The following is an 11,107-nucleotide window of genomic DNA, read 5'->3' as shown; positions in this document are numbered from 1 at the left end:
GGTAAAGTATTGGTTACTGGCTGTTTAGGCGTTAAGAAAGACGAAATCATCGAATTACATCCTAATGTTTTAGGCGTTACAGGACCTAATGCTTACGATGAAGTGTTAACACAAGTACACAAACAGGTGACCAAGCCTGTTCATAACGCTTGTATTGATGAGTAATGACTTCCATCGGATTGCTCTTTCTTACAATTTTTCACACAACGCTGACATTTGATAGACAAAAAGCCTCAGGAACCGAACGCAATAAGTTTTTATAATACCCCCATAAATTACAAAACATAAACTTTAGGGAACAATTATTATGAACAAATCACTTATTAGCACGGTATTACTTTTAGCTTCATCGACTGTTTTTGCAGAAACTGAATATCCTACCAATCCAATATTAAGACCTTTAACATTAACTGATGGCACCATTGCCGTCAGTGGTACCTTAGCGTGGGGAGAAGAGAAGGATGAAAGACACGCAGCGCTAAATTTAAATCTGGGCTACGGGCTGACTGACAATTTAACGATTGGTTTGAATGGTATTAGTTACCGACTTTTAGCTCGCCCTGACAATGAAGCAGGCTTTGAGTTAGCGGTTGGGTTAGGTTTAAGGGGCTTTCAAGAATCAACCATTAATGGAGATTCGGTTGCTTATGGTACCGACTTAAAGGGTAAGTATGTCTTTGATAAAAACTTAGCTCTGATTTTTTCTTTAGGTTATGTAAAGTGGGATGAAGAGAAGCTACAAAATAAAGATGAATACCGTTACTCTGTTGGTGTGCAAACCCACTTAGCAAAAGATTGGACGGCTAACGTTAACTATACTTATCGAGATTTAAAAGACTTTCAGCAAAAATCCGCTCATGAAGTTAGTCTTGGTGTTAATTATAATTACAGCAAACAGACCGACATTGGGATGTTTGTTGGTTATTCAAGCTTCGATGCCCAAGAAAATGGTTATCAATATGATAATAATTTTGATCGTGTGGCAGGTGTTTACGCTACCTATCGTTTTTAACTAATTGGGTAACTACCCTTGTTAGTCATATGAAAGTGAGTTGAATAGGCTCACTTTTATCATTAAAAACATCTTCTTTTTAATCATCAGTCGTCACTAAGTCATTTTCTCTTTAACACCAACTTGTTACATTCGTTGGCAAGACACAGCTAATATTCGTTGCTACACTGGCCGATATAAATAAGGATAGTATTATGTGTGGTCGGTTGAATACGACGTTTGATAGCGGTGTAAAAAAGCTTTATACCCGCTTAAAAATAAATAAGGTTATCGATAGGCCGATTGGTCGTCGCTTTGTTAAAGCTGCAGACACTGTTTCCATTGTGAGGAATGTGGGTGAACAACGCCGAGTAGAAAATGCTATGTGGTGGTTATTGCTAGATCAAACTGAAAATGACTTTAAACCCTCTCGGTTTACTTCATTTAATACCCGATTTGATAAGCTTAATACTCCCCAAAGTGCAGGTTATCAGGCGTATCGGAGCGCTAGGTGTATTATTGCCGTTAAAGGCTTTGGTGAAACTGAATTTGTCGATAAAAAGCCGGTTCATTACTTTGATATGCAAGCAGAGTCTGGCGGTTTAATATTGGGGGGCTTGTATAGAACATGGCAGCACATTAAAACGGGTGAAATAAAACTCAGTTGCTCGGTGATAACACTGCCCGCACATGAAAAATTAAAACATATCCACAGCAAAGCCATGCCACTGATACTCCCGCAAAATTTATCACTCATAGACAAGTGGTTAGATCCACAATGTGATGAACTTGATCAATTTGAACATTTGTTACATCCGCGTTTGTCTCAGTCTTTGATTGCCCATCAAATTGATAGACCCATGACTCATCAGCCAATTTCTTTGCCGCAAACAATTCCTTATGATTGAAAGTCGATAATACACTAAGTTATCTGAGATAATTGATAGTAGATGTAAATAGCGTAAAAGGAACAGAAGGTTTTAGCGTAGAAGCACATTTAAAAGCTGGTGTTGTGTGTTTAATAACCGTTTCTTATTTAGACTTAGTTGATGTAATATTTTGAAAAGCCTAAGGTATTATTGAGGGGATCAATCTTTAAGAAGGGATAATTACCTTAATTAAAATCGTTTAGAAAGTCTATATCTTGTATACTTCACCAGTTTTCGACTTAAATAATACAATCGTGTTTTAAACTTTTCTAAATCTGGGGGACATGTAAAATGATAGATATTTTAGCGGTTTTTATAACATTCTTTGCTGTTGTAGATCCAATTGGCACAATACCAGTATTTATAGCTGTAACAGCTCAATATGACCAAAAAACTAAGCGTCGTGTTGCCTTACTCGCCACCATTGTCTCTGCGTGTGTGTTGTTGTTTTTCTTGATTGTTGGTGAAATAGTCTTAACGGCGTTATCCATTCCATTACCCGCATTTCAAATATCTGGAGGGATCGTTTTGTTTCTTTTTGCTCTCAATATGATTTTTGGCGATAGTAAACCCGATGAAGAAATAAAATCATTACAAAACTCCCATAAAGAAACTGCCATATTTCCACTTGCGGTTCCTTCCATTGCAAGCCCCGGAGCCATGCTAGCGGCCGTACTCTTAACTAAAAATTCTGTATATTCACTCTGGGAGCAAACGCAAACTGCATTAGTTATGTTATCTGTCCTAATTTTAGTTTATATCTTAATGTTACTCGCTGGCTTCATTAACCGCATTATAGGGACAAGTGGAGCAAGTGTGATTAGTCGAGTTATGGGACTCATTCTTTCATCTATTGCTATCACGAATATTTTAGCCGGCTTTGGTGATTATTATAAACTGCTATAGGTAGGGGGAAATTAACTCACATTTAGGATGAGTATCTTGTTAATTTTTATTAAAGGTAAAATGAACAGTTGGCTTTTTCCGCTTGTTGCGGTGTTAGGTGTAAGCGAAATCATCAGCGTTCAACTATTTTAGGCTATTGTTAACATGGACTTTTTTTCTCTAATACTTCTTGTCATAGTTATTCTAATAGTATTATCCATTGTTTGGAGTACGCTGAAAACGGGGATTTCCCCTATGATGAGTTCAAGCAAAGCGTGCAAAACCATGCTTGCTGAAATAGATACGTATGAAAAAGGACCTTTAATTGATCTAGGCTCTGGTTGGGGCACGCTGGTTATAGCTGTTGCCCAAAAACACCCCAATCAGCAAGTTATCGGCTACGAGTTATCTTGGTTTCCGTGGTTGGTTTCAAAAATTTTGAAACACAGTTTACGTTTAGATAACCTTACTCTCTTTCGTAAAGACTTTAAAAACGCTGATCTCAGTACTGCCTCGACCCTAGTTTGTTACCTTTTTCCTGAAGGCATGGTCGCTCTTCAAGAAAAGTTAGTAGATGAAGTCTTTAATAAGGTTACTATTGTGAGTAACACCTTCGCCTTACCTTTATGTCAACCAACAAGAGTCATCAGGCTTAGAGACTTCTATCAAACACCTATTTACGTATACCATTGGCAACCAAAATGAGCTTTGGCTTTATTAAGGCGTAATGACGATATACTATATTCTAAATTTCAGTATCTAGCTGACAAGCCACTCAATAATGAAAATTAACAATTGGCTGTTTTTATTTCGTTCAACATTTCAGTAAACTTTTAACCTCTCCTTATTGGAGTGTAGCTAAATAGTATTAGTGTGTTTTACCTTTGGAGAATAAATGAAAAATGGATTTATGGGCGTTTTTGATATTGCGTCAGTAACAAAGACTTTAGCTCTTTGTATTCTAAGTATCGGCTCATATTTGATATATAAGCTCTACCTGTTGTCTAAGCAAATTAATAAACATACAGCGTTAAAAATATCTAAGACTTTTATTTTTATCACTATATTTTTATATATTATTTCGTTTAGCACTCTAATTCACGCACTAGTAAACTGGCAAGAGCCTGGTATTTTAAATTTCACCTTAGGTTTTCATATTATCTCATCTATTTTCGATATCACCTGGATAATTATGGTGCGTAATCGTATTAATCTAATTGCAGGCGCTAATAAAGGAGACAAACTTTGGTTAAACCCGTTTATTACATCGTTGTTACATGTGGTTTATATGCAACATAAAATAAATCAAGGCTTGGCTAAAAACGCTACTGAGTATCAACGTTGAAGAGCGACCAAATATGAAAGCCCAAATAGCGATACAAATCAAAATCAACTGTAGAACTAGACGAGTTAATATCTGCAGTTAAAGTACTAATAAACGTAAGCTTCTTCATTATTATTAGTGTGATATTGTTTTTATTAGGTATTATTCTAATTTTTATAGATATAATGAAACACAGTTATAATAAGTTGTTAGCTTAATAAGGGCAGTTAATGGGTGTAGGTGTTAAAAAGTTAGCAGAAGATGATTGTTATTTTACCAGTAAAATCGTTTTATTCGGCGTTGTTGTATTATGTGCACTTTTTGGGCTTGGTCTAAGTCTATTGGTTAGTTTAGTTCTACTTGAGCCATCAACAGGGCAGTGGGCTAATTTATTAAGTTCTATTATTTTCCCTGTACTCGCTTCTGGTAATGTTTTGCATTATTACTATAAGCAGGTCTTTACTCGCGCTAAGTAATACAACCATAGCTTCAAACTAAACCAATAGCTTATTTGTGTGACTTATATTAATCACAGACGCTAACTTGGGTTTGTTCAAATAAGCTTAAATCTTCGAGAATAAGTTCACGTGCCTTTTCCATCGTAATAGGCGCAAAGCGTACTTTACCGCCTTGAGATAACTGACCTAATTTGGCGGTATCAATGGATATAACTGCACCGATTTTAGGGTAGCCACCAATTGTTTGACGATCATTCATTAATACTATTGGTTGGCCATCGCTAGGAATTTGCACGGCACCATGACAAATACCCTCTGATAAGATGCCGTTAATATCAGAGACAATTTTTTGACCTTCTAAACGATAACCCATCCGATCAAAGCTTTTACCAACGCTATATTCACTTGAAAAAAACAATTTTTGCTGTTCTACACTGAAATGATGTTGCTGATAACTAGGAATAATACGCAGCAGTACTTCTTGGCTATATTTAGGTTGGTCTTCTATAGATAAACTAACTAATTGAGAATCTTTTGTTGTTACACAAGGGAGTATATCGTTCGCGGCTAATTTTTTGCCCTTTAATCCCCCGATACCTTCACGGCAAACGGTTGCAGTGCTGCCAAAACTGGGTGTTATATTAAAACCACCAGCAACAGCAAAATAACTTCGCATACCAAGGTTAGTAAAACCTAGTTCGATTAAGTCACCGGCTTTCACCTGATAACTGCGCCATAACGTTTTTACTTGACCGTTAATGGTTAATGGCATGTCAGCGCCTGTTACGGCAATAACAGCATCTACTTGTGCAATGATGGCAAAACCACCAACACTCACTTCAATAGCACTAACATTAAGGGCATTATTACATAAGCGGTTTGCCCAGTGAAAAGCCAGCTTATCAATCGGACCACCATTGGTTAAACCGACATTAAAAGCACCATAACGACCCTCATCTTGAACAAGACTTAACATGCCTGGTCGTTTAACAATAAAACCTAAGTTTATTGCCGGTCTTCTTAAAGAAGCTTTACTTTGACTAATCATATGTTGCACCTAATACACCACCTAGTGCAAAAAAATCATCTTTGGAAATCGCTTTAAATTTAACCCTATCACCTACTTGAACGGGCATTGTTGGCGCTTTATTGGCGTTAAACATTTCAATAGGGCAAAGACCAATAATATTCCAACCGCCAGGAGAAGTACTTGGATAAACAGCTGTTTGCCTGTCAGCAATACCAACAGCTCCTTTAGGCACTTTTATACGAGGAGTGTTTAATCTAGGCATCGCAATACGCTGATCAACTTCGCCTAAATAAGCAAAGCCCGGCGCAAAGCCAATAGCATATACGTTATATTCTTGTTGCTGATGTAGGGTAATTATTTGCTCTATGGTTAAATCTTTAGATTTAGCCATAGCCGCTAAATCGGGTCCTGACTCGCTCGAATAATAAACAGGTAATTCGATGAGTGCCCCTTGATTATGATTAATTATTGGTGAGTTTATTAATAGCTTTTGCAATTTGTTAGTGATCTGATGATGGTCGATATTGTGTAAATTAAACATCACTAATATTGAAGCATAAGATGGTATTAAATCAATAATATCATTGCTCATCTCTTGCCTGATCAGCCATTGTGCTTGCTGTACTTTTGCGGCAACTTCATCATTAACGGGTTGGTCAAAATAAAGGATCAAGCTGTTTTCACCGGCAATTTCTATTTTAAATGTTGCTGACATTAACGAATAAGCTCCCTAATAGTGGCTATTGCTTCTACGCCCTCGAGGTTGTCACCGTGCACACACAAGCTGTCTACTTCTAAAGGTAAGCGCTTACCATTAATAGTGATGACACTGCTTTGCTCTTTTAACAGTTTAACTTGTGCGATCATTTTTTCTCTATTATGCACCGCACCTGTTATGTTGCGTGATAACAAACTGCCATCATCGTTGTAGCATCTGTCAGCAAAGGCTTCAGTGAGTATTTCCACGTTAAATTTTTCTGCTTGAGCGCGATGTTTTTTAATATTTGAGCTTGCTTGTATCATTAGCTTAAGTGGTTTGTGATATTGGGCTATGGCTGAAAGTATCGCCTCGCGCACTTCAATATTAGTCATCATGTCGTTATATAGTGCACCATGAGGTTTTACATAGCTAAGCTCAATATCTAAAGACTGAGCAACGCCATCAATAGCCGCCACCTGATATAAAACTAACGCAATAATTTCTTCTGTGGAGCACTTCATTGAGCGACGACCAAAACCAACTAAATCAGGGTAACTAGGATGAGCGCCAACACTAACGTTGTGCTGCTTAGCTAATTGTAATGTTTTTTGCATGACCAAAGGATCGCCGGCATGGAAGCCACAAGCAATATTTGCTTGATCAATGTGCGGCATTACTTTTGCGTCTGAGCCCATATTCCAAGAGCCAAAACTTTCGCCGAGGTCGCAATTTAACTTCATTTCATTTCCTAAAAATATTACCGTATATGCAGTGAAGAATTATGATTACTTTAACGATACTCTGACCAAGCATCGTTATTTTAAATCTTTAGCATGCTATTAAGTGACAAAGATTAGCCAGCATCTTACTAAATTTTAGGTGTATAAGGCTAATAGTATCTAAATAAGAGAGGCTAGATTACTTAAATCAAATGGCTGAGATAAATATAAAAAGATGTTAATGATACTTTTGGGAGTGTACAACAATAAAATCAATGCAATAAGACACTTGCCAGTTCAATAAATGATCATTTTTGTGTACCTATTGATCCTACATAATTTATTTTCGCAAGTAATAAGATAAAATGTTACCTGTACATTTCCTTGCATGTGTTAATGTCATTGTTTTAGACTTTACCGGCAGTTATGGTCTGTAGTCCTGTTAAGGCAAAGACTTGATTTAATGCTAGGTTTTCAAATAGGTAGTTGCCACTGACATGATAAAATAACGGGGTGTATTGATTACAATCATGGGATGAATGGCCAGTTGTTTGACGAGCGACTTTACATTAGCAATGCCTGTAAGGTATAAATTGGTATTGTTACTTTTGACCCTAGTAACAAGTAATCGGTCGTTTCTGTTAAAGTTAAAGTTAAAAATAAGCTAATCTTTAACAAGCTAATAGCTGACTATTGTTATAATTATTAATATACCAATAGATCTACTTACATTCTTATGGGGTTTTACCTAATTTCACCGTTGAAATTAGGTAAAAACGATGGTGCTAAATGCCGTATAAATATATATTATTTATTGTTTTTTCATGGTCACTGCAAGTTGGGGCAAATGACACCATAAACATTGCTTCAGACGAATGGTGTCCTTACATTTGTAATGAAGATGATAAGCCAGGTATATTAATTGAAATCATCAGTGAAATTGCTGAAGCTCAAGACTATGATGTTAATTTTACCCTTATGCCGCTGGCTCGTTCATTAAGGCTTCTTCAACAATCAAAGTTAGACATGGTCCTCGCTTTAACAAAAGAACACATTGAAGCTTTTGATTTAAGGCAAAGCCAACAAGTTTATGGCGGCTTGTATAATGACTTTTATGTTAGTAACGAAACTCAATGGAAATTTTCTACCATAGAGAACCTTAAAAACTTCATTGAACAGGGCAATATTCTTGGGCTTATTAATGGCTATGAATACGGCAGTGCAGTGAGTCGCCTAAAAGAAACCTCGGGTGAATTTATATTTTTAGCCTCGGGAGATAAGCCGTTATCCAGTGCTTTAAAAATGCTCAGTAAGCAGCGTATAACTGTGCTGCTTGATTCGCGTTTTAATGTTGAATATGAAATTCAGGATAAAAAAATCACTAACTTACAATATGCCGGTACCCAAGGTATATTTGTTCCTCTTTTTATCGGCTTTGCACCAGACACTAAGCTTAAATATATTAGTGCCTTTGATAAAGGCTTAATAAAACTAAGAAAAAAAGGACAACTGTCAAAAATATTGCAGCGTTATGGTATCTCAGATTGGCACTCAAAAAAGTAGCCAGCCAACGGACTAAATAAAACCCTCAGGCAAGTATTTTTACCACTTGTTTACCGGTAAAACCTCCATCAACTTGAATGTGCAGGGCACGAGAAACCTGCTGTGCGTTAAATTCAATTAAGGTAATATCAGGCGTTTGAATACTGCCTTTTGCTAGTGCATCAAGTAATTGATTACTCTTAAAACTCATTTTTTGTTGTGCGCACAAGCTATTGGCTAACCACGCACCAGCGAGTGATACTATGCCGATATTGGGCGCTTTTCTAAACATGAGCTCTTGGTCAATGTTAGGCAAGGGACGCAAGCAAGCAATACGACCACAAAACCTCATCAGCTCAATATTACGCATTGTTGAGTCACCACCAACAGAGTCAAGAACTGCATCAAAACCTTGTGGTCCTAATGCTAGGCGAATTTTTTGACAAAGTTTTTTATCGTGGTAATCAAATATTGCATCAGCACCGAGTTTCTTTACTAATTTATGATTATGCTTAGCAGCCGTGGTAAACACATCTGCACCACGTTCCTTGGCAAACTGAATAGCAAATTGCCCAACAGCACCTGCACCAGCCTCAATTAAAATAGTATCGCCTTGTACTACTTGTAATTTATCTAAAGCAATTAAAGCCGTCATACCGGCACAAGGAAGTGTTGCCGCTTCACTTGCTGTAACATTTTTTGGCACAATAGAAACGGCAAAGTTAGGGACTTTAGCGTACTCACTTAGCACGCCTTGTTGACCAATATTGGCATGCCACATAACGCGGTCGCCAATATTAGGAAACAGGCCTTTTTTAGCTTGAACGACAATGCCAACTGCATCTAAACCAAGAATATGAGGATATTGCCATTGAGAAAATCCACTTTTAGCGAAATGAGCATCAATAGGATTGAGACCTACATATTCAACCTTAACTAACAGCTCGTGTTCATCGCACTCAGGTAACGGCAATTGCACATCAGATAAATGGATTTTTTCGTTTGCCTTTTCAAGCACTATAGCTCGCATAGAAGTAGGTTGGTCAATGTTGGGCAATATCTCAGTAGTTAGCATAAAAAAACTCAAACTTTACAAGGTGATTAAACCGTAACTCCACCGACCATTAAAAGCCTGATAGGCACTTACTTTGGCCAGAGATGAAGAAATGGTCGCGTTTACTGCATTTTCTTGGGCTATTAAAACATCCTGCCGCGCATCTAACAACTCTAAGTAAGGAATTTGCCCCTCTTGATACATAGCGTTAGCTTGCATAAAAGCTTGATGAGCAAATTGAAAACGTTTATCTGCAAAGCGTTTTTGTTCAAGGTGCTTTGTCAGCAATTGTAACGATAGTTCACTGTCATTAATAGCCGCTAAAACAACCTGCTGATATTGGCTATAAGCCGCTTCACTTAAATATTGCTGCGCGTCACGTTGCGCCAGTAAAGCTGGATAGCTTAATAATGACCATTGTATTTGTGGCGCGACTTGCCATTGATGCTGGCTATTATTTAATTGACTACTGCCAAGGCTTAGCACACCAACAAAGGCACTTAAACTAATGTCAGGTAACAAGGCTTTACTTGCGGCTACACTTAACGAATTAGCTTGGCTAAATTGATATAAGGCTTCGCTAATATCAGGACGTAAAGCTATAGCCGAACTGGGTTGCGCTAAAGTGACCTCAAAGGGTAAGTCAAAGATCTTTTGTTCATTATTAAGCTTTATATCGCCGCTTAAACGACCGGTTAATAAGGCCAACGTAGATAAATCGTTATATAATGCATAACTTGTTTCAGGTAATAATGCTTGTTGTTGACTTAACTGGGCACGAGTGCGGTTTAAGTCAAGTTCATTAGCAATGCCTTCTTCAACCCTGGCGGAAAGAACCAAGATACTTTTTTTAAGCGCAGCAACTTGCAGACTAATAATCTCTTGCTTTTGCATATTGCCCTGATAACTAATGAAACCTTTAACAACAGACGAAATCACTTCGATTTGCAAGGCGCGTAATTGTTCAGCCTGGCTCATCGCTGATGCATTGGCGGCATCAACTAACGCATTAATACGACCAAATAAATCGAGTTGCCAACTTAAGGCTAGATTAGCACTTGATTGACGACTAATATTATCAGCTATGCTGGTGCGTTGCGCACCAATCTCAAGCCCACCTTGTGGTAGAAAATCACTCTTTTCTACCTTGAGTTTAGCTAAAGCACTTTGCAATTGTAACTGACTTGTTTTTAAGTCATGGTTATTGGTAAGTGCATCTTTAATCAATTGATTCAATTGTACTGAGTTGAGTTGTTGCCACCAATTAATCTCGTCTTGACCGGTCAACTGTGTGGCTATATCAGCATCAGCAATAAAACTTTTCATTAATTGTTGATGCTGTTGCTCATCAATTTTGGTGGCACATCCCGATAATAAGCTGGCGACTAAAACGACACCGACAGTTAACTTGGTTTTTAGCGGTTTAGCGCTAAATTGCTTGGCTTTTAAACTACGGGTAAGTAACTTAATCATTG

12 protein-coding genes and 1 pseudogene are annotated in these 11,107 nt (G+C 37.5%); 8 read left to right on the top strand and 5 right to left on the bottom strand.

Going from position 1 to position 11,107, the window contains the following annotated elements; translation table 11 throughout:
* The 7 genes and pseudogenes from rimO to H4J56_RS14960 all read left to right on the top strand — a co-directional run.
* Positions 1-159, top strand: a pseudogene (rimO, locus tag H4J56_RS19780) (30S ribosomal protein S12 methylthiotransferase RimO); the annotation flags it as partial.
* A 148-nt stretch (positions 160-307) separates the two neighbouring features.
* Positions 308-1,012: a porin gene (locus H4J56_RS14985; protein WP_182259540.1), complete on the top strand. Its 705-nt coding sequence runs from the start codon at positions 308-310 to the stop codon at positions 1,010-1,012.
* Between the two features lie 194 nt (positions 1,013-1,206).
* Positions 1,207-1,899: an SOS response-associated peptidase family protein gene (locus H4J56_RS14980; protein WP_182259539.1), complete on the top strand. Its 693-nt coding sequence runs from the start codon at positions 1,207-1,209 to the stop codon at positions 1,897-1,899.
* A gap of 312 nt (positions 1,900-2,211) precedes the next feature.
* A complete protein-coding gene (locus H4J56_RS14975) occupies positions 2,212-2,826 on the top strand; it encodes a MarC family protein (RefSeq protein ID WP_182244283.1) in 615 nt (204 codons plus the stop codon).
* A gap of 234 nt (positions 2,827-3,060) precedes the next feature.
* Entirely contained in the window at positions 3,061-3,510 is a 450-nt protein-coding gene (locus tag H4J56_RS14970) for a methyltransferase (protein ID WP_310733698.1), read from the top strand.
* 190 nt (positions 3,511-3,700) lie between these two features.
* Complete coding sequence (locus H4J56_RS14965; RefSeq protein WP_182259538.1) at positions 3,701-4,150, top strand: hypothetical protein; 450 nt, start codon at positions 3,701-3,703, stop codon at positions 4,148-4,150.
* Positions 4,151-4,359: 209 nt separating this feature from the next.
* The gene (locus tag H4J56_RS14960; protein ID WP_182259537.1) at positions 4,360-4,605 is read left to right on the top strand and encodes a hypothetical protein; all 246 of its coding nucleotides are present in this window, start codon (positions 4,360-4,362) and stop codon (positions 4,603-4,605) included.
* A gap of 49 nt (positions 4,606-4,654) precedes the next feature.
* Here H4J56_RS14960 and H4J56_RS14955 read toward each other — a convergent pair whose 3' ends face one another.
* Genes H4J56_RS14955 through H4J56_RS14945 form a run of 3 tightly spaced genes read right to left on the bottom strand, consistent with a single transcriptional unit; the run spans position 4,655 to position 7,057 of the window.
* Positions 4,655-5,635 carry a biotin-dependent carboxyltransferase family protein gene (locus H4J56_RS14955; RefSeq protein ID WP_182230637.1) on the bottom strand — a complete coding sequence of 327 codons (981 nt, stop codon included), beginning with the start codon at positions 5,633-5,635 and terminating at the stop codon, positions 4,655-4,657.
* Positions 5,628-6,332, bottom strand: a complete 705-nt coding sequence (gene pxpB / locus H4J56_RS14950; RefSeq protein ID WP_182230636.1) for a 5-oxoprolinase subunit PxpB — start codon at positions 6,330-6,332, stop codon at positions 5,628-5,630. The genes H4J56_RS14955 and pxpB overlap by 8 nt, the downstream gene beginning before the upstream one ends.
* Positions 6,332-7,057 carry a 5-oxoprolinase subunit PxpA gene (locus tag H4J56_RS14945; RefSeq protein WP_182222388.1) on the bottom strand — a complete coding sequence of 242 codons (726 nt, stop codon included), beginning with the start codon at positions 7,055-7,057 and terminating at the stop codon, positions 6,332-6,334. The genes pxpB and H4J56_RS14945 overlap by 1 nt, the downstream gene beginning before the upstream one ends.
* A 768-nt stretch (positions 7,058-7,825) precedes the next feature.
* Between H4J56_RS14945 and H4J56_RS14940 the strand changes: the two genes are divergently transcribed.
* Complete coding sequence (locus H4J56_RS14940) at positions 7,826-8,599, top strand: ABC transporter substrate-binding protein (RefSeq protein WP_182244279.1); 774 nt, start codon at positions 7,826-7,828, stop codon at positions 8,597-8,599.
* A gap of 25 nt (positions 8,600-8,624) precedes the next feature.
* Here H4J56_RS14940 and H4J56_RS14935 read toward each other — a convergent pair whose 3' ends face one another.
* Together H4J56_RS14935 and H4J56_RS14930 are read right to left on the bottom strand one after the other, a co-directional pair.
* Positions 8,625-9,653 (bottom strand): zinc-binding dehydrogenase, encoded by a 1,029-nt coding sequence (locus H4J56_RS14935; RefSeq protein ID WP_182244278.1) that lies wholly within the window; start codon positions 9,651-9,653, stop codon positions 8,625-8,627.
* 15 nt (positions 9,654-9,668) lie between these two features.
* Positions 9,669-11,105: a TolC family protein gene (locus H4J56_RS14930; RefSeq protein ID WP_182244277.1), complete on the bottom strand. Its 1,437-nt coding sequence runs from the start codon at positions 11,103-11,105 to the stop codon at positions 9,669-9,671.
* Between the last annotated feature and the right edge of the window lie 2 nt (positions 11,106-11,107).

Source organism: Colwellia sp. BRX8-4 (genome assembly GCF_014077345.1).
Lineage (GTDB): Bacteria > Pseudomonadota > Gammaproteobacteria > Enterobacterales > Alteromonadaceae > Colwellia_A.
This window is presented reverse-complemented; position numbering and strand designations above follow the sequence as displayed.

What these genes read in the sequence shown, in the direction of transcription:
- H4J56_RS14985 (WP_182259540.1), top strand. Translation starts at nt 308, where the DNA reads ATGAACAAATCACTTATTAGCACGGTATTACTTTTAGCTTCATCGACT.
- H4J56_RS14980 (WP_182259539.1), top strand. Translation starts at nt 1,207, where the DNA reads ATGTGTGGTCGGTTGAATACGACGTTTGATAGCGGTGTAAAAAAGCTT.
- H4J56_RS14975 (WP_182244283.1), top strand. Translation starts at nt 2,212, where the DNA reads ATGATAGATATTTTAGCGGTTTTTATAACATTCTTTGCTGTTGTAGAT.
- H4J56_RS14970 (WP_310733698.1), top strand. Translation starts at nt 3,061, where the DNA reads ATGATGAGTTCAAGCAAAGCGTGCAAAACCATGCTTGCTGAAATAGAT.
- H4J56_RS14965 (WP_182259538.1), top strand. Translation starts at nt 3,701, where the DNA reads ATGAAAAATGGATTTATGGGCGTTTTTGATATTGCGTCAGTAACAAAG.
- H4J56_RS14960 (WP_182259537.1), top strand. Translation starts at nt 4,360, where the DNA reads ATGGGTGTAGGTGTTAAAAAGTTAGCAGAAGATGATTGTTATTTTACC.
- H4J56_RS14955 (WP_182230637.1), bottom strand. Translation starts at nt 5,635, where the DNA reads ATGATTAGTCAAAGTAAAGCTTCTTTAAGAAGACCGGCAATAAACTTA.
- pxpB (WP_182230636.1), bottom strand. Translation starts at nt 6,332, where the DNA reads ATGTCAGCAACATTTAAAATAGAAATTGCCGGTGAAAACAGCTTGATC.
- H4J56_RS14945 (WP_182222388.1), bottom strand. Translation starts at nt 7,057, where the DNA reads ATGAAGTTAAATTGCGACCTCGGCGAAAGTTTTGGCTCTTGGAATATG.
- H4J56_RS14940 (WP_182244279.1), top strand. Translation starts at nt 7,826, where the DNA reads ATGCCGTATAAATATATATTATTTATTGTTTTTTCATGGTCACTGCAA.
- H4J56_RS14935 (WP_182244278.1), bottom strand. Translation starts at nt 9,653, where the DNA reads ATGCTAACTACTGAGATATTGCCCAACATTGACCAACCTACTTCTATG.
- H4J56_RS14930 (WP_182244277.1), bottom strand. Translation starts at nt 11,105, where the DNA reads ATGATTAAGTTACTTACCCGTAGTTTAAAAGCCAAGCAATTTAGCGCT.